The organism is Pseudoalteromonas piscicida (genome assembly GCF_002744175.1).
Classification (GTDB): domain Bacteria; phylum Pseudomonadota; class Gammaproteobacteria; order Enterobacterales; family Alteromonadaceae; genus Pseudoalteromonas; species Pseudoalteromonas piscicida_B.
In genome coordinates this window covers 89,721-113,986 of the sequence record NZ_NKHF01000055.1, presented here as the reverse complement: position 1 = coordinate 113,986, position 24,266 = coordinate 89,721, and the positions used below count along the sequence as shown (strand labels likewise).

The 24,266-nt window shown below is 43.8% G+C and carries 22 protein-coding genes and 1 pseudogene; 16 read left to right on the top strand and 7 right to left on the bottom strand.

Going from position 1 to position 24,266, the window contains the following annotated elements; translation table 11 throughout:
• Nucleotides 1-227, bottom strand: a pseudogene (locus CEX98_RS12660) (signal recognition particle-docking protein FtsY); the annotation flags it as partial.
• 261 nt (nt 228-488) lie between these two features.
• On the opposite strand from CEX98_RS12660, the gene rsmD reads away from it, so the two are divergent.
• From rsmD to CEX98_RS12600, 12 genes are all read left to right on the top strand, one after another.
• Nucleotides 489-1,073 (top strand): 16S rRNA (guanine(966)-N(2))-methyltransferase RsmD, encoded by a 585-nt coding sequence (rsmD, locus tag CEX98_RS12655; protein WP_099642420.1) that lies wholly within the window; start codon nt 489-491, stop codon nt 1,071-1,073.
• 175 nt (nt 1,074-1,248) lie between these two features.
• Complete coding sequence (rpsU, locus tag CEX98_RS12650; RefSeq protein WP_010362466.1) at nt 1,249-1,464, top strand: 30S ribosomal protein S21; 216 nt, start codon at nt 1,249-1,251, stop codon at nt 1,462-1,464.
• A gap of 20 nt (nt 1,465-1,484) precedes the next feature.
• On the top strand, nt 1,485-1,931 hold the full coding sequence (locus CEX98_RS12645; protein WP_099642419.1) for a GatB/YqeY domain-containing protein: 447 nt from the start codon (nt 1,485-1,487) through the stop codon (nt 1,929-1,931).
• A 549-nt stretch (nt 1,932-2,480) separates the two neighbouring features.
• Nucleotides 2,481-4,220, top strand: a complete 1,740-nt coding sequence (gene dnaG / locus CEX98_RS12640; RefSeq protein ID WP_099642418.1) for a DNA primase — start codon at nt 2,481-2,483, stop codon at nt 4,218-4,220.
• A 121-nt stretch (nt 4,221-4,341) separates the two neighbouring features.
• The gene (rpoD, locus tag CEX98_RS12635) at nt 4,342-6,189 is read left to right on the top strand and encodes an RNA polymerase sigma factor RpoD (protein WP_099642417.1); all 1,848 of its coding nucleotides are present in this window, start codon (nt 4,342-4,344) and stop codon (nt 6,187-6,189) included.
• A 74-nt stretch (nt 6,190-6,263) separates the two neighbouring features.
• Nucleotides 6,264-7,136, top strand: coding sequence for a 50S ribosomal protein L11 methyltransferase (gene prmA / locus CEX98_RS12630; RefSeq protein ID WP_099642416.1), 873 nt, complete (start codon nt 6,264-6,266; stop codon nt 7,134-7,136).
• Nucleotides 7,137-7,438: 302 nt separating this feature from the next.
• Nucleotides 7,439-8,404, top strand: coding sequence for a tRNA dihydrouridine synthase DusB (gene dusB, locus CEX98_RS12625; RefSeq protein WP_099642415.1), 966 nt, complete (start codon nt 7,439-7,441; stop codon nt 8,402-8,404).
• A 45-nt stretch (nt 8,405-8,449) separates the two neighbouring features.
• Complete coding sequence (gene fis / locus CEX98_RS12620) at nt 8,450-8,740, top strand: DNA-binding transcriptional regulator Fis (RefSeq protein ID WP_010374122.1); 291 nt, start codon at nt 8,450-8,452, stop codon at nt 8,738-8,740.
• A 210-nt stretch (nt 8,741-8,950) separates the two neighbouring features.
• Nucleotides 8,951-10,537 carry a bifunctional phosphoribosylaminoimidazolecarboxamide formyltransferase/IMP cyclohydrolase gene (gene purH / locus CEX98_RS12615; RefSeq protein WP_099642414.1) on the top strand — a complete coding sequence of 529 codons (1,587 nt, stop codon included), beginning with the start codon at nt 8,951-8,953 and terminating at the stop codon, nt 10,535-10,537.
• Between the two features lie 100 nt (nt 10,538-10,637).
• Nucleotides 10,638-11,474 (top strand): class I SAM-dependent methyltransferase, encoded by an 837-nt coding sequence (locus tag CEX98_RS12610; protein WP_099642413.1) that lies wholly within the window; start codon nt 10,638-10,640, stop codon nt 11,472-11,474.
• Nucleotides 11,475-11,489: 15 nt separating this feature from the next.
• On the top strand, nt 11,490-12,773 hold the full coding sequence (gene purD, locus CEX98_RS12605; RefSeq protein ID WP_099642412.1) for a phosphoribosylamine--glycine ligase: 1,284 nt from the start codon (nt 11,490-11,492) through the stop codon (nt 12,771-12,773).
• 113 nt (nt 12,774-12,886) lie between these two features.
• The gene (locus tag CEX98_RS12600; protein ID WP_099642411.1) at nt 12,887-13,708 is read left to right on the top strand and encodes a DUF2797 domain-containing protein; all 822 of its coding nucleotides are present in this window, start codon (nt 12,887-12,889) and stop codon (nt 13,706-13,708) included.
• On the opposite strand, the gene CEX98_RS12595 is transcribed toward CEX98_RS12600, so the two are convergent.
• Nucleotides 13,681-16,197 (bottom strand): EAL domain-containing protein, encoded by a 2,517-nt coding sequence (locus tag CEX98_RS12595; RefSeq protein WP_099642410.1) that lies wholly within the window; start codon nt 16,195-16,197, stop codon nt 13,681-13,683. The genes CEX98_RS12600 and CEX98_RS12595 overlap by 28 nt on opposite strands.
• 76 nt (nt 16,198-16,273) lie before the next feature.
• On the opposite strand from CEX98_RS12595, the gene CEX98_RS12590 reads away from it, so the two are divergent.
• The gene (locus tag CEX98_RS12590) at nt 16,274-16,567 is read left to right on the top strand and encodes a DUF4144 family protein (protein WP_099642409.1); all 294 of its coding nucleotides are present in this window, start codon (nt 16,274-16,276) and stop codon (nt 16,565-16,567) included.
• Here the strand turns inward: CEX98_RS12590 and CEX98_RS12585 are convergent.
• The 5 genes from CEX98_RS12585 to CEX98_RS12565 all read right to left on the bottom strand — a co-directional run bounded on the left by CEX98_RS12585 (nt 16,559) and on the right by CEX98_RS12565 (nt 21,128).
• Nucleotides 16,559-17,488 (bottom strand): histone deacetylase family protein, encoded by a 930-nt coding sequence (locus tag CEX98_RS12585; protein ID WP_099642408.1) that lies wholly within the window; start codon nt 17,486-17,488, stop codon nt 16,559-16,561. The genes CEX98_RS12590 and CEX98_RS12585 overlap by 9 nt on opposite strands.
• Nucleotides 17,489-17,595: 107 nt before the next feature.
• Nucleotides 17,596-19,158: a serine hydrolase gene (locus CEX98_RS12580; protein ID WP_099642407.1), complete on the bottom strand. Its 1,563-nt coding sequence runs from the start codon at nt 19,156-19,158 to the stop codon at nt 17,596-17,598.
• Nucleotides 19,159-19,211: 53 nt separating this feature from the next.
• Nucleotides 19,212-19,730 carry a gamma-glutamylcyclotransferase family protein gene (locus CEX98_RS12575; RefSeq protein ID WP_099642406.1) on the bottom strand — a complete coding sequence of 173 codons (519 nt, stop codon included), beginning with the start codon at nt 19,728-19,730 and terminating at the stop codon, nt 19,212-19,214.
• The gene (locus CEX98_RS12570; RefSeq protein ID WP_099642405.1) at nt 19,730-20,353 is read right to left on the bottom strand and encodes a LysE family translocator; all 624 of its coding nucleotides are present in this window, start codon (nt 20,351-20,353) and stop codon (nt 19,730-19,732) included. Before CEX98_RS12570 ends, CEX98_RS12575 begins: the two co-directional genes overlap by 1 nt.
• Nucleotides 20,337-21,128, bottom strand: coding sequence for a hypothetical protein (locus CEX98_RS12565; RefSeq protein WP_099642404.1), 792 nt, complete (start codon nt 21,126-21,128; stop codon nt 20,337-20,339). Before CEX98_RS12565 ends, CEX98_RS12570 begins: the two co-directional genes overlap by 17 nt.
• Nucleotides 21,129-21,209: 81 nt before the next feature.
• On the opposite strand from CEX98_RS12565, the gene CEX98_RS12560 reads away from it, so the two are divergent.
• From CEX98_RS12560 to CEX98_RS12550, 3 genes are all read left to right on the top strand, one after another.
• Entirely contained in the window at nt 21,210-21,539 is a 330-nt protein-coding gene (locus CEX98_RS12560) for a 5-carboxymethyl-2-hydroxymuconate Delta-isomerase (protein WP_099642403.1), read from the top strand.
• A gap of 23 nt (nt 21,540-21,562) precedes the next feature.
• A complete protein-coding gene (gene rsuA / locus CEX98_RS12555; protein ID WP_099642402.1) occupies nt 21,563-22,273 on the top strand; it encodes a 16S rRNA pseudouridine(516) synthase RsuA in 711 nt (236 codons plus the stop codon).
• 125 nt (nt 22,274-22,398) lie between these two features.
• A complete protein-coding gene (locus tag CEX98_RS12550; protein WP_099642401.1) occupies nt 22,399-24,030 on the top strand; it encodes a methyl-accepting chemotaxis protein in 1,632 nt (543 codons plus the stop codon).
• The last annotated feature ends 236 nt before the right edge of the window (nt 24,031-24,266 follow it).

Here is a 24,266-nt window from a genome sequence, read left to right as displayed (position 1 = left end):
TGCGCTTGGCGCTCCGCCTCTTCTCGTTCAGCTTGCTCTTTGGCTAACTGCGCTTGACGCTCTGCCTCTTCACGTTCGGCTTGCTCTTTGGCTAACTGCGCTTGGCGTTCGGCCTCTTCACGTTCAGCTTGCTCTTTGGCTATCTGCGCCTCACGTTCTGCTTCTTGCTGCGCTTTATCGGATTTACCAAAACCTAACCAAGATAAAAACTTATTTTTCTTTCCCATATTCACTTACGACCGTGTTAGATAAATTGCATAAACCCAAAGCAAAGTGCCGATGATCTTGATACCATACTCGAAAATGCCAGCTTGCTTTGCTTATCGCTGCAAGTTGGATTGAATTCACACTTAATTTTGGGCCTGAAAGGCAAGCCGAGGGCGGCAACCTTAGTGCTTAGACAAAATTGTGAGCAAGTGTACCATGTTCCGTGAGGATGAAAAATCCTGATACCGTGAACCTTTAATAAAGAAGCAAATTACGTCGCTATGAGAAAATCTAAGCCAAAGCCTAATACAAAACAATCTGGTTTTATTCGATTGATCAGTGGTAAACATAAAGGCCGCAAGTTACCAGTTCATGATGTAGCTGGGTTACGTCCAACTACAGACAGAATGAAAGAAACGGTATTTAACTGGCTAATGCAAGATGTTCGAGATGCTAATGTGTTGGATTGCTTCGCAGGTGCCGGCAGTTTAGGCTTTGAGGCGATTTCACGTTTTGCAGCCCATGGCACATTTATCGAGCTAGATAAGAAAGCGGCAGCTCAACTGGCTAGTAACGCAACATTACTCAAGCTAGATAATGTAGATATCATCAATCACGATGCGTTAGCTGTATTGGCCAGCAATCCTAAACAGAAACAATATGATTTAGTGTTTATTGATCCACCTTTTCGAAAAAATCTAGTTTCACCTTGCTGCGAATTACTTGAATCAAACGCTTGGTTATGCGAATCGGCCTTGATTTATGTTGAATTTGAACAAGAGGCACAACCTGATATCCCACAACACTGGCAAATCTTAAAAGAAAAGCAGGCTGGACAAGTGATTTGTCGCCTTTACCAACGATAAAACACAGTAAAAAACCAGCGCCAGAGCGGTACATGACAGGGAGTCCACTTTTAGCTATAATTTAAGCTTTACATGCGGTCTTGCTTCAGATTACAATACCGCACCATTTTTGAACCAATTGGCTAGTTTTTAGCCAGATAGAGCTAAGCTCATTAATTAGGTAGGTGAATTTTTAATGCCAGTAATTAAAGTAAGAGAAAACGAGCCGTTTGACGTTGCACTACGTCGTTTCAAACGTTCATGTGAAAAAGCAGGTATCCTTTCTGAAGTTCGTCGTCGCGAGCACTACGAGAAGCCAACTGCTGAGCGTAAGCGTAAAAAAGCTGCAGCTGTTAAGCGTCACATGAAAAAGCTTTCTCGCGAAAACGCACGTCGCGTTAAATTATACTAATCAGTATTGGTCTTGTATCAATGAGCTTATTAGTTACGCTAAAAGACGCGCAAAAAGAAGCGATGAAAGCCAAAGACAAAATTCGTCTTGGCGCAATTCGCGCGGTACTTGCTGAAATTAAACAGCGAGAAATCGACAACCAAACTACACTAGATGACGCGGGTATTACTGCTGTTTTAGTAAAATTGGTAAAGCAGCGTCGCGATTCTTATACCCAGTACAAAGATGCAGGGCGTGAAGACTTAGCTGATATCGAAGCTAACGAAATTAGCGTACTTGAGACTTTCCTTCCTAAGCCACTTAGCGAAGACGAAATCATCGAGCTAATTGATGCCGTGATTGCACAAACTGGTGCAGCTGGCATGCAAGACATGGGTAAAGTCATGGGTGCTATCAAGGCAAAAGCTGAAGGTCGCGCTGACATGGGCAAAATGTCTGGTTTAATCAAACAAAGACTCACAGCCTAAGCCCACATACAATTGTATGATTAAAAGTGAACCGAGCCTTGTGCTCGGTTTCTTCATTTTTAAGCATCCTCCATTCCCGTTAAACTCTGAATAATCAGATTTTTGATGTAATTTTTCACTATTTGATCAGAGCGTTTTGAGGGTAACTCTGCTTCTGCGTCGTGCTCTCGCTAAGGCACCTACATTCTGTGGGCAAGGCCCATTTAATACCAAATGTATTAAGTAAATGAGCGATTTGAAGCACAGAAGTAGCTTTAATAGCGAGACAAAAATTTTGCTATTTAATTGTTCTCAACAAGAAGTTTTTAACTACGTTAGTATGCTATTTCATCCATCAAATTGATTAGCGAGTTAATTCAAGTGATATATGCCCCCATAGCTGGCTATTGGACGTGAGTTCAACGCTGTTAGCGCTAAAATTGGCTGCAAGAAAAGCATTAAGTATCCCAAGCCCAAATTAGTTCGCTCTGTATCGATTGAATTAAGTTGATTTTTTATGGTCGCAACTTGATATAATAACCAAACCACTTGCTTAACTTCGGAACGTAGATGAAAGGTAAAATCCCTAGACAGTTTATTGATGACCTACTCGCAAGAGCTGATATTGTCGAGTTAATAGACGGTCGCGTGGGATTGAAAAAGGCCGGAAAAGACTACCAAGCCTGCTGCCCATTTCATAATGAGAAAACACCGTCCTTTACCGTGTCACGCGATAAACAGTTTTACCATTGCTTTGGTTGTGGTGCGAACGGTAACGCCATTTCCTTTTTAATGGAGTATGACAAGCTCGAATTTGTAGACGCCATAGAAGAGCTTGCAGCACTTTTAAATCTTGAAGTACCAAGAGAAAATGCACCTCAAGGGCCACAACGTTCCATGGCCGAAAAAAAGTCAGACTACGACTTAATGTTACAGGCCGCAAAATTTTATCAGCACCAACTTAAGCATCATAGCAATGCGACTCAGGTGATAGATTATGTAAAAGGCCGCGGGATCAGCGGCGAAACAGTTCAAAAGTTTATGATTGGCTACGCACCTCCTGAGTGGGAGTCGTTATGTAATCAAATCGCGCGAAAGCCCGAGCATAAACAGCAATTGCTCGATTTAAAATTAGCCTCAGAAAAATCAGCAGGTCGTCAATTTGATTTTTTCCGCGACCGATTAATGTTTCCTATTCGCGATAAGCGAGGTCGAGTCATTGCTTTTGGTGGCAGGATCATGGGAGCAGATCAGGGACCAAAATACTTAAACTCACCAGAAACTCGCATTTTCCACAAGAGCTTTGAGCTATACGGCTTTTATGAAGCCAAGCAAGCACATAAACAGCTAGACAAAGTATTGATCGTTGAAGGCTATATGGACGTGGTTGCACTGGCGGAAAAAGGCATAGATTATGCTGTTGCCGCACTGGGCACAGCCACCACAGCCGAACACATGCAAACACTCTTTCGCAATACGGATAAAGTTATTTGTTGTTACGATGGTGACAGAGCTGGACGTGACGCAGCATGGCGAGCATTAGAACATGCGCTGCCAAATCTCAAAGATGGTAAATCATTACAGTTTGTATTTTTACCAGATGGCGAAGATCCCGACTCTTTGGTGCAGCAAGAAGGTAAAACAGCCTTTGAAGCACGTTTAGATGCGGCAACCGATTATACGCAAGTATTGTTCACTAAATTGCGCGAGCAATGTGACTTGACCAATGACGCAGGGAAATCAAAATTGCTTACCGATGCAATTCCGCTTATTAGTAAAATTCCCAGTGACTATTATCAAGAAACATTATTAAACACCTTAGCTCGACTCATTGGCCGAACACGAGAACAACTGAGCGCTAAGTTAGCGAATAATAAGCACCAAAATAAGATAGAAAGGCAGTTTAAGGTCACGCCAATGCGAAGAGCTATTGGCCTATTACTGCAACACCCTGAGCTGGCACAAAATGTTGAATATATGCCAGAGCTGGCTGAAATGTCGATCCCAGGTATTCAATTATTGCTTAGCCTGCAATCTTTATGTCACCAAAACCCAAAAATTAATACTGCGCAATTACTTGAGCACTACAGAGAACAACCTGAATTTGATGCCTTAAAAAAGCTCGCAGTGTGGCAACACGGTGTGGCTGAGGATAGGTTAGTCGATGAATTTAAAAATACTTTTCAATTTATTGAAGATCAGTGTTTAAATTATCGCCTTGAGACCCTATTTATTAAGGAGAAAACCGAAGGCTTAACAAACGACGAGCGGCTTGAATGTGCGCTACTAATGCAAGCGCTTAAACGGTAGAAGTTCTAGTCAATAGTGATTTTCGGTGCTATAATGTTCTATTCACTGCGTCATCAAAATTTAGCTGTTAATTAGCTGGCGCCTGTTGTATCAACTTTTCAGAGTGGAAGCAAATTTCTCTATGGATCAATCTCCTCAGTCACAACTCAAACTTCTGATTCAGAAAGGTAAAGAGCAAGGTTATTTAACTTTTGCAGAAGTTAACGATCATCTTCCACAAGACATCATAGACTCAGATCAGGTAGAAGATATCATCAGCATGATCAACGACATGGGTATTCAGGTCTCTGAAAACGCGCCTGATGCTGACGAGTTGATGATGCAAGAAACAACAACAGATGAGGATGCTGCTGAAGCAGCAGCTGCGGCACTAGCGACAGTAGAAAAAGAAATTGGCCGCACAACTGACCCTGTTCGTATGTACATGCGTGAAATGGGTACTGTTGAGCTCCTTACTCGCGAAGGCGAAATCCAAATCGCTAAGCGTATTGAAGAAGGGATCAATCAGGTACAGATTTCTGTTGCAGAATACCCTGAAGCCATTACTTACCTTTTAGAGCAATGGGACAAGTACGAAGCGGAAGAGATGCGCTTAAGCGACATCGTTTCTGGCTTTTTTGATCCTAATGCCATCGAAGAAGATGAAGCACCTATTTCAGCAACGCACATCGGTTCAGAGCTAAGCGACGAAGACTTAGATGATGAAGATGATGAAGACGATGATGACGATGACTCAGAAGAAGGCGATTCAGGTCCAGATCCTGAAGAAGCTCGTGAGCATTTTGAACATCTACGCACGCTGTATAACAAAGCCAGAAATATTTTTGAGAGTAAAGGTCGTTCACACCCTGACGCACAAGCTGCAATTCAGGAAATCGGTGATCACTTCCGTACTTTCAAACTAGTACCTAAGCAGTTTGACCGCATGGTAAATAACATGCGTGAAATGATGGACAAAGTACGTGTTCAAGAACGTATCATCATGAAACAAGCGGTTCAAATAGCAAAAGTACCAAAGAAAACATTTGTTAAGCACTTTGCCAATAACGAAACCGACACAGCTTGGATTGATGCAGAAATCGCGTCAGGTGAAAAGCACTCAGCAAAACTTGCTGAAGTTAAATCGGAAATCGAGCGCTGTGTAAATAAACTAAAAGTGTTTGAAGAAAGCACTGGCTTAAGTATTGAGCGTATCAAAGACATCAACCGCCGTATGAGTATAGGTGAAGCCAAGGCTCGCCGTGCGAAGAAAGAAATGGTTGAAGCAAACTTACGTCTTGTAATCTCAATCGCGAAAAAATACACCAACCGTGGCTTGCAGTTCTTGGATCTTATTCAAGAAGGTAACATCGGTCTGATGAAAGCGGTTGATAAGTTCGAATACCGTCGTGGTTATAAGTTCTCAACCTATGCGACTTGGTGGATCCGTCAGGCGATCACGCGTTCAATAGCGGATCAGGCTAGAACAATCCGTATCCCAGTGCATATGATTGAAACAATCAATAAGCTAAATCGTATATCACGTCAAATGCTTCAGGAAATGGGTCGTGAACCTAGCCCTGAAGAATTGGCAGAGCGTATGGTGATGCCTGAAGACAAGATCCGTAAAGTATTGAAGATTGCAAAAGAGCCGATCTCAATGGAAACGCCAATTGGTGATGATGAAGATTCACATCTTGGTGACTTTATCGAAGATACCACTATTGAATCACCGATTGATTCGGCGACAATGGAAAGTCTTCGCGGCGCAACCAACGAAGTACTGGCAGGCCTAACGGCTCGTGAAGCAAAAGTACTACGTATGCGTTTTGGTATCGACATGAACACTGACCACACGCTAGAAGAAGTGGGTAAGCAGTTTGACGTAACGCGTGAACGTATTCGTCAGATTGAAGCTAAAGCATTGCGTAAGCTTCGCCACCCTTCTCGTTCTGATCTATTAAAGAGCTTTTTAGACGTTAAAGGCTAAAAAGTAGCAGATAAGATTAAGGCCGCTATTAAGCGGCCTTTTTTATATTAATTGGATTAAATAGGTATACAAACATGGCTTGGATCCAAATTCGAATTTACGCTGATAAGGCTGATGCTGATGCCCTTAGCGACATGCTGATGGATATTGGCTGCCCTTCGGTGACATTTATGGATAGTAAAAACAACCCGGTTTATGAGCCAAAACCAGGCGAAGTTATCCTCTGGCCTGAAACAACCGTTATTGGCTTATTTGAAGCGAATCACGATATGCAGGCTGTGGTTGATTATTTGCAATCACAACATAATAAGCCGCTTAACTATAAGTTAGAGCAGTTAGAAGACAAAGATTGGGAACGTGAATGGATGGACAACTTTCACCCCATCAAATTTGGTGAAAGGTTGTGGATCTGTCCAAGTTGGCGTGATGTGCCGGATCCAACAGCAGTTAATGTCTTACTTGATCCGGGCCTTGCATTTGGTACAGGGACCCATGCAACAACTGCTCTTTGTCTAAAATGGTTAGAGCAACAAGATTTAAGTGGTAAAACCGTTGTTGATTTTGGTTGCGGCTCCGGTATTTTGGGGATCGCTGCTATCAAGCTCGGAGCTGAGCGTGTGATTGGTATCGACATCGACCCACAAGCGCTTATTGCAAGCCGTGAAAACGCCGAGCGTAATGGCGTTGCCGATCAGCTAGAAGTCTACTTACCTGAAAATCAACCTGAGTTTAGTGCTGATATCGTGGTCGCAAACATTCTTGCACAACCGTTAAGAGAGCTGCACGAGATTATTCTGGGCTTCTTAGGAGATGAGGGCGCGATTGCAATGTCTGGTATTTTAGCCGAGCAAGCACAGTCTGTAGCAGATGTTTACGCACCATTTATTCATTTGGATGACATTGCTCAAGAAGGGGAATGGACTCGCGTAAGTGGAGTTAAAAAGTAACCTGATCCACATCACACCGACAAAGGTGTCAGTGGCGCTAAAAAAGTTAGTAAGTTTTAACTGCTAAAGCCTGTAATTAACAGGCTTTACGCATTTTTCACAGCTTAAATTTTCAACTTAATTGTACTGCAAAAATTGTTTTTGATTAAATTTCACACAAATCTTATGGGCACTCAGCTTGTTACCAAAAGTCAACCCATAAAGTTCAAAAAAAAAGCAATTATGTTCAATTTATAACCTTTGATTTTTGCGAAAAAAACCGTAAACTTAGCGCCCCTTGAGGAAAGGCGGATTAAACTGTAGTGCGTATTGGTCCATACCAACTTGAAAACAATCTTATCGTAGCACCAATGGCTGGCATCACCGACAGACCGTTTAGACAATTATGTCGACGTCTAGGTGCAGGGCTTGCGGTATCTGAAATGTTGTCTTCAAATCCTAAAGTGTGGAAAACCGATAAATCGCAAAATCGCATGGATCACAGTGGTGAGTCGGGCATTCGTTCGGTACAAATTGCTGGTGCAGATCCTGAGCTGATGGCGCAGGCAGCACAGTTTAATGTCGCAAACGGTGCGCAGATCATAGATATCAATATGGGCTGCCCCGCGAAGAAAGTGAACAAAAAGCTCGCAGGCTCAGCGCTGTTGCAATACCCAGAGTTGGTCGATGAAATCGTCACTGCTGTGGTAGCTGCTGTTGACGTACCTGTGTCGTTAAAAATCCGCACAGGATGGGACACAGATAATCGTAACGGTGTTGAGATTGCGCGCATAGCTGAACGTCGAGGCATTGCTTCGCTAGCCGTACATGGGCGTACACGCGCTTGTATGTACAAAGGCGAAGCCGAGTACGCCACGATTAGAGAAATTAAACGTTCAGTGTCAATTCCTGTTGTTGCGAATGGTGACATTACGTCTCCTGAAAAAGCGAAGCAGGTGCTGGAATACACGGGCGCAGATGCCATCATGATTGGTCGAGCCGCCCAAGGTCGCCCTTGGATTTTCCGAGAAATCGACCACTATTTGCAAACTGGTGAACATTTGCCGGAACCTGAGATAGCAGAGGTTCAAGCAATTTTGATGGAGCACTTAGTAAACCTCCATCAGTTCTATGGTGAGCCAATGGGAGCGCGCATCGCACGCAAGCATGTATCTTGGTATTTGCAGGCCCATGACCAAGAAGGTCAATTTAGGCGAGTATTCAATGCTCTTGAGACGCCAGAAGCGCAAATCGAGGCATTAGAAAACTATTTTGAAACATTAGGGTGAATGAGTTTATTCACTCTACAGGCTAACTAAGAAAGAGACATAACGATGTTCGAACAAAATGTGACTTCTCCATTTATTACTAACGCTCATGTTCAGTCACAAGAGAAACCGCAACCTTTGCGCGATGCAGTTAAAAAAGCTGTACACCACTACTTGAAGCAGCTTAATGGCCAAGACGTACAAGACGTTTATGAGTTAGTTCTTTCTGAGCTTGAAGCACCGCTACTTGAAGAGGTTATGACTTATACTCGTGGTAACCAAACTCGTGCAGCGATCCTTCTAGGTATCAACCGTGGCACACTTCGCAAAAAGCTAAAAAAATACGGCATGAACTAAGCGTCGCACGTAAATTTAGTTGATAAAAAAGCACCTTCGGGTGCTTTTTTATTGTTTAAAATTCAGCAGCTAGCGGACATTTATCCTTTTCATATCGTACTTTTCTCATGTTTATCTCGCGTTTTAACATCGTCTTCTTAACAATTATGCGCTAAAATACCGGCTTTCTAAGCTAGCCCTTAACTAATCATTGAGGAAACCTAAACCATCATGGATATACATCGTCCAATTCGTCGCGCCCTATTAAGCGTGTCAGATAAAACCGGTATCGTTGAGTTCGCTACAGCCCTTGAAGCTCAAGGCGTAGAAATTTTGTCAACTGGCGGTACTTGCAAACTACTTGCAGACAACGGCATTAAAGTAACAGAAGTATCTGATTACACTGGCCACCCAGAAATCATGGATGGTCGCGTTAAAACGCTTCACCCTAAAGTGCACGGCGGTATCCTAGGACGTCGCGGTCAAGACGAAGACGTAATGACCGAAAACAATATTTCAGCAATCGATATGGTAGTAGTCAACTTATACCCCTTCGCACAAACTGTTGCGAAAGCTGACTGTAGCCTAGAAGATGCCATTGAAAACATCGATATCGGCGGACCAACTATGGTTCGCGCAGCGGCAAAAAACCACAAAGACGTGACAATTGTTGTTAACGCCAGTGACTATGGCCATGTTATCGAAGAAATGAAAGCAAACACAGGGTCAACAACTTACAAAACACGTTTTGACCTAGCTATTGCAGCATACGAGCACACCGCACAATACGATGGCATGATTGCTAATTACTTCGGTAAGATGGTTCCTGATTACACCGAGGAAGCAACTGAAGAAACTAAATTTCCGCGCACCATCAATATGCAGTTCACCAAAAAGCAAGATATGCGCTATGGTGAAAACTCGCACCAAGATGCCGCTTTCTATGTTGAAAACAACATTGAAGAAGCGTCCGTTGCAACGGCTAAGCAACTTCAAGGTAAAGCGCTATCTTACAACAATATCGCTGATACCGACGCGGCACTTGAATGTGTTAAAGAGTTTGATAAGCCCGCTTGTGTTATCGTAAAACACGCCAATCCATGTGGTGTTGCTGTTGATGATACGATCCTTGCAGCTTACGACCGCGCATTTAAAACCGACCCAACTTCTGCTTTCGGTGGCATCATCGCGTTTAACCGTGAATTAGATGCTGACACTGCCGAGGCTATCGTTGCTCGCCAGTTTGTTGAAGTCATTATTGCCCCTAGTATTTCTGAAGAAGCAGCACAGATTGTTGCTGCGAAGAAAAACGTTCGCTTACTTGAATGTGGCCAGTGGTCGACAAAAACCACAGGTACTGATATCAAGCGTGTTAATGGTGGTATCTTGGTACAAGACCGTGATCAAGGGATGGTTGGTTTAAACGACCTTAAAGTAGTTTCTAAACGTCAACCAACAGAGCAAGAGCTAAAAGATCTGCTATTTTGCTGGAAAGTCGCTAAATTTGTTAAATCAAATGCGATTGTTTATGCTCGTGACGGCATGACCATCGGCGTCGGCGCAGGCCAGATGAGCCGCGTTTACTCGGCTAAAATCGCAGGCATTAAAGCCGCTGACGAGAACCTAGAAGTACCGGGATCAGTCATGGCATCTGATGCCTTCTTCCCGTTCCGTGATGGTATTGATGCTGCCGCGGCTGCTGGTATTACTGCGGTGATCCAGCCTGGTGGCTCAATGCGTGACGAAGAGGTGATAGCTGCCGCTGACGAAGCGGGAATGGCAATGGTATTCACCGGAATGCGTCACTTCCGCCACTAATCAATAAAGCGCGAAACTTATTAGTTTCGCGCTTTTTGTTTCAGCTAATTTCCAGTATTCTGGCTACAGCATAATCATAACAGAATGAAGGAAACTAACGATGAATCTAGGTATGAAGTCACTTATCGCTGCAGCGATATTCACAACTCTCGTAGGCTGTAACGCCACAGAATCTAACTCAAGCCAAGCAGTGCCGAGTGCCATTACAAAAGCCGTTGCTAACGACAATCGCGCAGAGAAAAACAGAGCGCGAGATCAGTATCGTAATCCCAGTGAAACGCTCGCTTTCTTCGGTGTTACCCCATCTATGACTGTGGTAGAAATTGCCCCTGGTGGCGGTTGGTACAGCGAAATCTTAGCGCCTCTAGTCAAAGGCAAGGGTACATACTATGCAGCCCACTTCCCTGCTGATTCAGACGTTGGTTACTATCAACGCTCATTAAAAAGCTACCAAGAAAAAGTAGCAACCAACCCAGATTACAGTGAAGTTAAAATCACGGAGTTTGCACCTGTAACGCACAGCAACATTGCGCCTGCAGGCAGTGCTGATATGGTACTGACGTTCCGTAATGTTCATAACTGGTATATGGGTAAAGGTGATGAGGGTGTGCTCAGTGCGTTTACCGCTTTTAACAAAGCGCTAAAGCCTGGTGGCATTTTAGGTGTGGTTGAACACCGCTTACCTGAACACCGCAACACTGAAGATCAAAAGTCATCAGGGTATATGAAGCAAAGTTATGTTGTTGATATTGCCAAAAAAGCTGGTTTTGAACTAGTTGAAAGCAGTGAGATTAATGCTAACCCATTGGATAGCGCAAATCATCCCAAAGGTGTATGGACTCTCCCTCCTCGCTTAGCGCTTGGCGACGAAAAAGCAGCGCAATATAAAGCGATTGGGGAAAGTGACCGTATGACCTTGAAATTTAAAAAGCTTTAATAGGAAAATTTCGCCATGAATGTACTAGTCATTGGCAGCGGTGGACGCGAGCACGCGCTTGCGTTCAAAGCCGCACAAAATCCATCTGTCAAAACTGTTTTTGTTGCGCCAGGTAACGCAGGCACCGCTCTTGAGCCTAAGCTTGAAAATGTAGCTATTGGTGTTGAGGACATTGATGCCTTGGTCACATTTGCTAAAGAAAACAACGTACAATTGACTATTGTGGGCCCAGAAGCACCGCTGGTTATTGGTGTTGTTGACCGTTTTCGCGAAGAAGGTCTTGCGATATTTGGTCCAACTCAAGCTGCAGCACAACTTGAAGGCTCAAAGTCTTTCACCAAAGACTTTTTAGCCCGTCATAATATTCCAACTGCTGCGTATCAAACATTTGAAGAGATTGAGCCAGCACTGGCATACCTAAAAGCACAAGGTGCGCCGATTGTGGTTAAAGCGGATGGCCTTGCTGCCGGTAAAGGGGTTATCGTAGCGATGACTGAAGCAGAGGCGGAAGAAGCGATCCGCGATATGCTTGCTGGTAACGCTTTTGGCGAAGCGGGCAGCCGCGTTGTTATTGAAGAGTTTTTAGAAGGTGAAGAAGCCTCGTTCATCGTTATGGTCGATGGCAAAAACGTACTTCCGTTTGCCACCAGCCAAGATCACAAGCGTGCTTACGATGGCGATAAAGGGCCGAATACTGGAGGTATGGGGGCTTACTCTCCAGCGCCAGTAGTGACACAAGAAATTCATAACCGAATTATGGATGAAGTGATTAATCCAACGGTTGAGGGAATGGCAAAAGAAGGCCACCCTTATACTGGATTCTTATACGCAGGCCTGATGATCACCGCAGACGGTACACCAAAAGTTATCGAATATAACTGCCGCTTTGGCGACCCAGAAACACAACCTATTATGTTGCGCCTACAATCGGATCTTGTTGAACTGATTGAGGCGGCCAACCGCGAAGAGCTGGATCAAACTGTGATTGAGTTTGATCCACGCGCGGCTGTTGGTGTCGTTCTAGCGGCCAAAGGGTATCCTGGTAACTACCCTAAAGGTGACGCAATTTCTGGCCTACAAGTAAATTACGCTGAAGGTGAAAAAGTGTTCCATGCAGGGACTAAGCAAGATGGTGAACACGTCGTCACTGCCGGTGGTCGTGTGTTATGTGCGACGGCATTAGGTCACACTGTCACCGAGGCGCAAAAGCGTGCTTACTCACTCGTGAAAGACATTCATTGGGACGGCGTAGAGTACCGTACTGATATTGCTTATCGCGCCATTGCACGTGAAAGCTAATTCACTTTATATTCAAAAGGCCAGCTCGATGCTGGCCTTTTTCATTTTTACTCACTGCGTTTCTAAGTTTGTAATGGTATCCTACCCTTTTATGAGCATTTTTAGGGGCAAAGATGCAAGTACAAGGTACGCTCAGCAAGCTAAAGTCAACGCTTGTTGAACCTATTCAATATCAGTTACCCGTTGGTGATAACTTAGTATCACTTAATGACTACTTTGGTAAGTCCGTCACCCTTACCTTCACTGGCAATATCTTTTGTTGCAACTGTGGTAAAAAAACCAAAAAAAGCTATTCTCAAGGACACTGTTTTGTGTGCATGAAAAAGCTTGCTAGCTGCGATATGTGCATTATGAAGCCAGAAACCTGTCACTTTGACCAAGGTACTTGTAGAGAGCCTGAGTGGGGTGAAGCCAACTGCATGATCCCGCATTATGTCTATTTGGCCAATACCTCAGGCCTGAAAGTGGGGATCACCCGCCATACGCAAATTCCAACTCGCTGGATTGATCAAGGAGCAACACAAGCCTTGCCTATCTTTAAGGTGCAAACACGTCACCAATCAGGGCTAGTGGAAGTGGCGCTGGCGCAGTTTATTGCCGACAAAACCAACTGGCGTAATATGCTCAAAGGCGTTAACCCTGAAATCGACCTCAAAGCGGAAGCCGCCAAACTGATCCCACAGATCCAAGCAAAGTTAGATGAGCTTGCCGAACTGTTTGGTGCAACCGCCATTGAGGTGCTAGACGAAGAAGTTGTCGATCTGACCTTCCCTGTGGAGCAACACCCTAACAAAATTAGCTCTTTCAACTTTGATAAAGAGCCAGTGGTGTCTGGCGTACTTGAAGGGATCAAAGGACAATATCTCATCTTTGATCAGGGCGTGATCAATATCCGTAAATTTACCTCTTACGAAATCGCCTTCTCCGACGAGTAGAATTCATACCAAGCGTCTTCTGTAAGCGGCTTACAGAAGACATATCCCTGAATAGTGTGACATCCTAATTTGCGCAGATAACGCTTCTGTACAGGCTTTTCAACGCCTTCAGCAACCACTTGCAGATTAAGTGCTTTGGCCATCGCCACAATTGCCGACACAATTTCGCTGTTACCATACTCATCGGGCACTTTAGCAATAAAGCTGGCATCAATCTTCAGTATATCTATGGGAAGCTTAGCCAAGTAACTGAGTGCCGAATAACCCGTGCCAAAGTCATCAATTGCTAATCTTACTCCAAGCGCTTTAAGCTTTTTCAAGGTGTATTTTGCTTCTAACAAATTACCAATAAAGCTGTTTTCGGTAAGCTCTAACTCAAGATAGCTGCCCTCCACATTGTGCTTGTGAAGCGCCTGTGCAACGCATTGATATAAGTCGCCTTGCGTGACATGCGATGCCGAGATATTAATAGCCAGTCGCCGTAGTTCAATCCCTTCACGTTGCCATTGCGCTAGGTGCTGACAAGCCTTGTCTATTACCCACTGATCTAAACGAATAATCAGCCCAAGCTCCTCAGCAAGAGGAATGAACTGAGCTGGAGAGATAATACCAAGGTTGGGGTCGCGCCAACGTAATAAGCACTCAACACTCGAGATGCGATTGCTAGCTAGGCACTGTAATGGCTGAAAATGCAATTCAAACTCGTCATTCTCTAAGGCGCTTTGGAAACGACTCAACATCGACAAACGTTCAAATGAGCGTGCATTCATTGAAGCTTCAAATAGCTGGAAAGAATTTCTACCCACTTCTTTGGAGCGATACATGGCAACATCAGCGTGCTTAAGTAAAGTTTCAGTATCATGACCATCCTCGGGATAAATAGCCGCCCCCATCGAAGCTGTTGCCGCTACCTGCATATCACCAAGTTCAAATGGATTGGCTAGCGCCATCAATATTTGGTCGGCAAACTCTATCACTTCCGACATACCATTTACTTCACTGAGTAATACAACAAACTCATCGCCGCCAAGGCGTGCTAGCGTATCCCCTTCGTTCAAAATTGCTTTAATTCGTTCGCTTACCTGTACCAGTAACTCATCACCGGCACTATGACCAAGTGAGTCATTCACTTCTTTAAAACGGTCTAAGTCTATGAACATCACACTCAGCTTTTGCTTGTAACGGTGTGCCGATGCCAACGCCATTGACAATCGGTCGTAAAACAACCGACGGTTTGGCAGTCCTGTCAACTCATCAAAATAGGCCAAACGGGCAATTTTTTCTTCTGCGTTCTTACGTTCAGTGATATCACTAAAAATCGCCGCATAGAGCATATCATCACTATATGGTTCCCTTATTTCTATAATAGTTAACCACTCTACATAGATTTCACCGCTTTTTTTACGGTTGCAGATCTCCCCTTGCCATACCCCTTTTTCTCGCAGCGCAGCCCACATGGTTTGATAATAAGATTCATCGTGTAACCCAGAACTTAATATACTGGGGTTTTTACCTAGTACTTCGTAATCTTTATAACCTGTGAGTGCACTAAATGCGGGATTGATTTGAATAATTTCACCAGAACTTTTGGTGATCATGATGCCATCTAAAGAAGCGTCAATGATGCGATTGGCAAGGTACAGGTTTTTTTCAGACTTCTGTAGCGCTATATCTCGCTGTACCAGCACCTTCTCAAGCTCGCTGCAATAAGCGGTTTCGATTTCGGTCAACACATTTTTGAGTGCCAATAAGCCGATCACCTTTTGTGATTCAGGACACGTCACCACCAAATGACGAATAGAGTTAACGGTCATCAACCGGTAAGCATCAAATAAACTGTCTTTTGGTGTCATGGAAAGCATAGGATAGCTTGCTAACTGCCAGCAAGGTTGGCGCCAATCCGGATTCAGAATAATATAGGCAATATCGCGCTGGGTGATGATCCCATACTCGTCCAGTCTACGATTATAAACCAATACAGCTGTGAGCTTTAATTCACACATGCTATTGATAACATCAGACACACAGTCTTCACTGTCTAAGACGACTATATTTGCATCGTAATGATGCTCGATTGGCCTAAAATGCAGATAGTGATCAAGCCCTTGACTACGCACAATATCCGACAGTGAAACGACGCCACATGGGAGCCCCTCTAAGTCAACCACCAGCAGGTGACGGATCCCTAACTGATGAAACTTCACCGTTGCTTCGCTCAAAGTTTTATCAACTTGAATCTTCTGCACAGGAGAAGTCATGACTGATTTGATTGCCACCTGAGCAAAGTTTGGATCGTTAAAGTCAAGCTTAACACAGTCAGACTCAGTCCAAATGCCGATAATGTCATCGGCACGAGTCACAAAAATAGAGCTCACTCTATTTGCTCGCATTTGCGCAACCGCGTCATGAAGACTCGTTTGCTCATCACAACATAACAAGCTATTGGTAAAGACTTCTTTGATTTGTAACTGACGTGAATCACCAACCATAAGCACACTCTCGCAATATTATTCCAATTTGAAGTATACTGAGCATCGCTGGTGATAACTTGACCTTGAACAAATTATGACGATAAAAAGCTACCCTATCCTGCTCGTATTAGACCAAAGTCTAGAGTTGATTGAAGACGAAAAAGCGTTATTAGACTCCATTCATATGCTTGATGAAGCCATGCAAGGCAGAACAATGGTGATCACACAAAACGGCTGCTGCGCGGATCTGAATGGTCAAGAGGTGAGCCAAATTGAGCTCACACATTTAACCAACTTAGTGCAACAATACCTTATTGATGAAGGAGAATGTTGTGTTAGCAAAATCCAGCTTAGAAATATTCAGCAAGCGTTCGCGCTGCTAGCATGATTCCGTTTCTTCCACCAATGCTTTGATATGGGTCACAGCGCTGCGGCCTAGAGAAGAAAGATCGTAGCCCCCTTCTAAGTATGAGATAATTCCCAAACAGCTTTGTGATTTTGCAAACGCCACAACTTGCTCTGTAAACCATTGATAGTCCTGCTCAACAAACTTGAGTCCACCCATATCATCTTCAAGATGACCGTCAAACCCGGCACTAATAAAAATAAGCTGAGGCTTAAAGTCTTGCAGTTTAGGTAACCATTGCTGTTCAAATAACGTTTTTAAATCACTCCCATCAGCCCCTGCACTCAGGGGGGAGTTGATCAGGCTTTGGTGATTTTCAATGGCGGTATTGGGATAAAATGGATATTGAAACAATGAGCAAAATAAGACGCTATGATCGTCTTTAAAGATATCCTGAGTGCCATTGCCATGATGAACATCAATATCCAAAATAGCGATCCGCTCTACCCCCTTGGTTTTTGCATAAGCAGCGGCAATAGCAACATTATTAAAGACACAAAAACCGGACGAAGTACTCTGGTTGGCGTGATGTCCAGGTGGCCGAATGGAACAAAATGCAGCGTCGAGATTACCAGCTGTCACTTCATCCACCGCTAATATTCCAGCCCCAACAGCACGCTCAATCGCTTTCATGGAGTCCGGACAAAGCCAGGTATCACCGTCTAATTCGGACAACCCTTCGCTTGGAACTTTATCCATCACTTCTTTAATCATGGCTTGATCATGCACCAGCGAATAATGTGACGCATCTGCTTTTATTGCCGTTTTATGCTCGACAGCGATATCTAACCCTGAAGCTAGCAATCTATCTGAAATCGCATCTAACCTTGCGGGACATTCAGGATGTTCCTGTGTCATTTTATGCTTGCGGCAATATGGGTGGGTGATAATTGCAGTGCGCATATTAAGAATACATCCTTAGGTTAGTTTATGAATACAATGAGTATTACAATTGCTTCCATACACTATATCAAAGCCACTTTACGGTGGCTTTGATACTTTGGTATATCTTAATTTGAAAGCCGCTTGGCCTTTAAGTCTAGATTATGGAAATCAAAACTAAAGTCAGTGATCTCTGGATTTACAAACTCCATGTCAGCCGACTCAACTTGCTGGTTTTTATCCATGACAAAATTAAAGTAAGCATCGGCTTCTAAAAGCGGTTCATCCCAGCGCACCACAAAGGTATTTCCCGTTAGGTGCTCTAACTTACCTTTTAGACGTTTGGTATGGATAAAGTCGATACGCAATGTGTTCTCTATCAGCTCCACCACCACATCACCGTACCAGGCGCTATTTAGTGTTCCTGTATAGTTCGTAAGTGGCAAAGACGGCTGAGGCTGTTCAACTTCAATCACTCCCGCGTCAGCGTACTGCGCTTCTCGAGCTGTAAAGTAATCATCTGCGATGATGTTGACCCAATCCTTATCTTCCAGCCCTAGTGCATCTTCAAATACTTCATTAACGATGGCTGACAGCGCAGGATACTTTTGCTGATTCGATAGTATGACTACACCAAGCTTTTTCTCTGGGATCATGGCAACCTGAGAGACCATACCCAAAATGCCACCGCCGTGTCCTACCTTTTTATAGCCAAAGTAGTCTTCAACAGCCCACCCTAAGCCATAACCTTTAAACTGTTGGTGATACGCTTTTTTTGCCTCTTCAGCGGGCAATCGCAAAATATGTGGATGCCACATTTGTAGTTGCTGCTCTTGGCTAAATAACACCTCACCCGATGGCAAACGTCCACCAGCCAGTTGCGTCTGCAGCCACTTGGTCATATCATCAACATTAGAGGCAATAGCACCTGCTCCACGGAAGTCTTCAAGATAGTTCACAAAAAATGGAGTCAGTTTACCATCCATGGGAATATGACCTGTTGCCCAGTTAGTGTTTCGAGCAGGGATCCGCGAAAAGCCCGCTTTGGAGTCATCCATATCTAGCTTAGTAAACATTTCTTGCTCTACGAAATCGCGCCAATTTTTGCCACTCACTCGACTAACAACCTCACCTGCTACAACGAACATAAGGTTGTTATATGCATACTGACTGCGAAAGCTTGAATCGGGCTTCAAATGGGCAATCCCAGCCAACAACTCGGGCATCGTCTTGTCGGTATCAGGCCAAATCATCAAATCTCCAGCCCCTAAACCGAGGCCGCTACGGTGACTTAATAGATCACGGATGGTCATCTCTTGGGTGACATAGCTATCATAAAGCTTAAACTCAGGAATATGCTGCGTTACTTTGTCATCCCAACTGAGTTTGCCCTGATCAATCAACATCGCAAGCGCCGCTGCGGTAAACGCTTTTGTATTGGATGCAATGCCAAAAAGGGTATCGGCATCAACTTTTGTGGGCTTGGTTAAGTGAGTAACACCAAAGCCTTTGGTCATTACGACTTTCCCTTCTTCCACAATGCCAATTGCCAACCCCGGTATATTGAACTTTGCCATCGCTTGTTGAACGGCTTCTTCAACATCCTGTTGATTTACTGCTGCATTGGCCGGTGCCGCCAGTACACTCGCAGCCACCAAACCAGTCGTGATTAACCATTGTTTTAATTTCATTATTATTCCTTGGATTGTTTTACACCCAGTCACTGTAGGTGAGCAGCTTACGCTTAACGTTGCCCTTTGATTGACTGGTAAATCGCTAATTCTCGTTGTTTTCTATCAGTATCGTTATCAATAATGTGTGATTGTTCTAAAATAACCTTCTGATATTCAAATGGAAAACGATGCTCTTGCGCCCCCGCAAGCACATGTTTAACATACCAATCAAAAGGTAGCTCATCCTCAACAAAGGTATTGGCGATATAACACCAAGCGTCTAGTGTGCTGCCCGCTTGCAGGGCAACGGGTACACGCTGGCAGGTATAACGTTCCCCTTCAATTTCATCCAAGCGCAACTTTTCTTCTTGGTTTAGTGCGTAGAGCACACCATATACCTGACTACTGCGTTGCACACATGGTGTTATGCTGCACTTTGCTGAGCCATCGGTACTCAACATGTCGAAAGTAAGCCGGTAGCCGTTTAATATACCTACGCCCAGTAGCTTAGCCTCGGGTAGTCGTGCCAATAGACGAGCAGTCGACATATTTGAGCCAAAACTAAAGTTAACAATATTTTTTTCACTCATTACACCACCAATCTTACTGCAAGCAATAACATGATCACACCGATCCCGCGGTCAAACCAATGCCCAGCACGACGAAAAAACGCCCGAACAGTTGTTTTGGATAACACTACAGATAAAAAAGAAAACCACACCCAGGTTGCCACTGCCATGTAAAGACCGTAAAACAACTGCACACCGCTTGGTGTCGTTGGCTCTATCACTAACGTAAAAAGAGAAAGAAAAAACAGCGTGGCTTTTGGATTGAGCGCATTAACTAAAAAGCCACGTTTGAGTGCGGTCCAATTGGACTCCAGCGCATGGTCTGAAGCGATGTGTTCTTTATCTGTGTTTGGTTTTGCATATCTCAACGCCTGTATCCCAAGATAAGCAAGATAAAGCGCCGCTAGGTATTTTACGATACTAAATAAAGCCTCTGACTGGGAAAGCAATATGGCAACCCCTAGCAAACAATAAGTAACATGTACCAATATACCAAGACCAATTCCCAAGCTGGTCCATAAGGCGTTAGCCCTACCATGTTGCACACTTTGTTTAAGCACAATCGCAAAATCAGGGCCAGGACTGGCTACAGCAAAGAAGTGAGCTAAAGCGATGATAATAAACTCATCAAGATAAGCGAGCATTAGCGTGCTCCTGTAAAGCTAGTAAGTCACCGCGTTCGGAGTTATCCATTAACGTCTTGATTTGTTTAGTCGCCTTTTTAAATTGACTGACTAGGTGTGATTTAAGATGTTTATGGCCATCTTTTACCCCTTTAAAGTGACAAACAAGTGCATGCACAAACACACTTTGCTGCTCCGTGAGCGCGGCTTGGCGATTGGCATACTGATTATAACAAGAGCCACATCCACCTCTAAAATGATATACGGTATTAGACACCATTACCCCAAAACCAAAAAAGCAGGCTAGTACATCGCTGGCAGCATCAAGTTGGGCCTCTCCACCGGGAGGTAACACCCCGCGCTGCAAAATCGCCACTTTGGCTAGTACCCCGGCATAGCTAGCAACTAGATCTTGAGGCTGATTAATTTGGTTAGGGTTATAAGAAATCACAATTGGACTTGTGGTGTCAGCTATCTCGGCATGCTCCCCCCGCCATCGTCCGGAGATCTGTAGTCTGGGTATATGCGTTGTCGCCTGCATATGCGTTGGCGAAACCAAAGTAATAGGCCACTTTTGTAATCCTGCATAGGATTTGACTCGCGCAAATACAACCGAAGCCATTTCTTCGATACTAGACACAGGATCTGGGAAAAAAGTGGGAGTAGGTGTAATTATTTGCGTATCGTTTAAAAAGTACTCCCCATCAAAATGCTCAAACGCCCAAATAAAGGTATCTATCAACCATTGGGTTTCCTCCTCACTAAGTAGCGGCGAGAATTTAAATAAGGACAGCATGCTAATAATTCACTCTTTTGTAGAATAACCCCTGATAAATAGCATAAACTCTGAGGGTAATGCAAAAACATGGAGTTTCACATGCCACACTTTATTCTCGAGCATTCACCTAACTTGCCGATAGAAACCGATGCCTTAGTGTCACAAGTACAACAGTTCGCCTGTGCATGCGGTCTATTCGAGCCAACATCAGTCAAAACACGTGCAATTGCATTTGAGCATTTTCACATTGGTGACGGTAAGCAGGGGTTTATTCATTTACAGATCCATATGATGGCAGGCAGAACGACAGAGCAAAAACAAACACTCACGGAAAGCGCGTTGAAGTTTTTGCTAGCAAAAGTCGGTGAGCATTTCGCGCTCAGCGTCCATTGTTATGATTTATTACCCGAAATTTATCGTAAAAACTAATTTATTATTCGAGCTATTTAACTATGAAATTTCCATGTAGATTGGAGAAATTTTTAAGCCATGTTGCTGAGATGCCTCGCAGCAAGGTTAAGATTAATATTAAAAAAGGTCTTGTTACCGTCAATGGCAAAATGGTCAAAAAAGGGGATATTCAAGTCACCCCAGAGGATCATATTACTTTTGATGGTGAGCGCTTAGAGTATCTAGGTTTGCGCTATTTCATGCTAAACAAACCTCAGGGTTATGTGTGTGCAAATAGCGATGAATTGCATCCAACTGTGTTTGACTTAATTGCCGAACCTAACTTAAAAGATTTTCATGTAGCAGGACGATTGGACATAGATACAACTGGTCTTGTTCTCATTACCAATGACGGTGATTGGTCGCATCACATCACTTCTCCTAAAAAGCAAAAATTTAAAACTTACGTGCTAGAGAGCCGCGACGAGCTTACTCAAGAAGCTTTATTGCAATTGGAGCAAGGCGTTGAACTTCATGGTGAAAAACATGCAACTTTACCAGCCAAAGCAGAGTTAATTGATAAGTTTGCGCTACGTTTGTCGATATGTGAGGGTAAATACCATCAGGTAAAGCGTATGCTCGCTGCGGTTGGAAACCAAGTTGTTGAACTACATAGAGAAAATATAGCAGGGATCGAGCTGGATCCAGCGCTTGCAGAAGGCGAATATCGGCCGTTAACGGACGAAGAAATAAGCATAATTAATGCAAGTTAGTCTTTACTCTTGCGCTGTATGAGTAAATATCATCTCAAAATTCCGGCTGTAGCGCATTAACCTACTTACAAGTTCCCCCTAAACATGCTAAATCATGTAAGAGAGTATTTTTAGGGGGCAATCCTGTGTTTTCCAGTTTCACGTTAAAAGCAAAAATAATTACCTTCGCCGCCGCAATATTTATTTCCTTACTCGCTGTTGCCTTTGTTGGCCTTCAAGCACTTCGTCATGCTAGTGAAAGCGATAATATTGCGCGTATTAATCAATTGATGAAAAGCACCGTTAATATCGTTAAGCAATTCGAGCAATTTGCACAACAAGGTAAACTCACCGAGCAACAAGCGAAAGCTATGGCCACTCAGGTGCTGCGTGAGAATAAATACCATGACTCTGAATATGTTTATGTTGTGAATGACAAGATGGACTTTGTAGCAACGCCTCACGACCCAGAGTTACATAATACTAGTTTTAACGATTTTAAAGATGCTGACGGTAGAAGTATCGGCAGCATGGTCAAGCGCTTAGTCGGTAGCCAAGTAGACCGAATTATTACATACAACTGGACGTCACTGCGAGAAGGTGAAGTGGTCGATCTCACTTCCGTTGTCCAAAAAACACCTGGGTTTGGATGGTATGTTGGCACCGGTATTAGCTACAAAGAAGTCAATGAACGCTACTGGGACACTGCAATTTGGCTGGTTGCGTTATCTTTGGTCGTCGCAATTGGGCTCACAGCGGCACTTGCTCGATTTGGTTTGTCATTGAATAATAAGCTTGGTGCTGAGATCAATGACGTACTTGAAATCGTAAAGCACGTTTCAAGAGGAAACCTAACGACTCCCATCGATACCTCAAATTGCAAAGATTACAGTATTTTAGCAGCAATGGCTTACATGCAAGATGGACTAAAAGGTGTAGTTGAAGGGCTGAAACAGGCAACCCAAGCGCTGCAAAGTCAAACATCGGATAGTGAAGCTCGCTCAGTTGAATTAGAGCACCTGACTCGAAGCCTCAATTCTGAAACCCAAATGGTCGCCTCCGCCATTACCGAGCTTACTGCTTCGGCGCAAGCTGTCGTCGAACACGCACAACAAGCCGCAGGTTCTGTGCAAGAAGCAGAGAAGCAGGGCAATGCAGCCGATAAGTTAACTGCTCAGGCTGCGAATGAAATTGCCTTACTAGAGCAACAAATTGACAGCGCTGGTAATAATATCCAAGTGCTAGATGAGGAGGTATCTAGCATTGCTAATGTACTCACCGTGATCCAGTCAATTGCTGAACAAACTAATTTACTGGCTTTAAATGCTGCTATCGAAGCTGCTCGAGCTGGAGAGCAAGGAAGGGGGTTTGCGGTGGTTGCCGACGAAGTGAGACAACTGGCTCAGCGCACCCAAACAAGCACCGAAGAAATTCGTACGATGATCACTAAGCTGCAAAGTGCGACACAAGATGCAAAGGCATCCGTCAGCTTAAGCATTGCGACGAGTGAAAAAACCGTAAGTATGTCTTCTGAAGCTTCTCAGGCACTTGCCCAAGTAGCAGATTCATTAAAATCAATATCCCACATGAGTCATCAAATTGCGCAAGCTGCAAAAGAACAACTTGATGCGGGTGAAGATACGGCTCAGCGTATCGTCACTATATCTGACACTGCATCACAAACCGCCACTGTGTCGGAAAAAGCACATAAAGCAACCGATACAATTAAGTCTTTATCTGGAAATCTGGAGGTTGAGATGGCTAAATTCAAGATATAACACATTGAATTTATTGATAATTACAACAAACAAGGTAAAGTGTAAATTTATCTAGACTATTGTTTAGAAAAAATATTTAATTTTTCATTCACCTTGTGTTTATTTGGTGTTAAATTTGTACCTGTCGAGAGTGTCGGTTAAGTAGTCTGGCAAGGTACTTTCGAAATTGTGTTACTCACAATAAAACAAACATCCCAAACATTTTGATCGCTTGATATTCAAGCATCCATAATAAG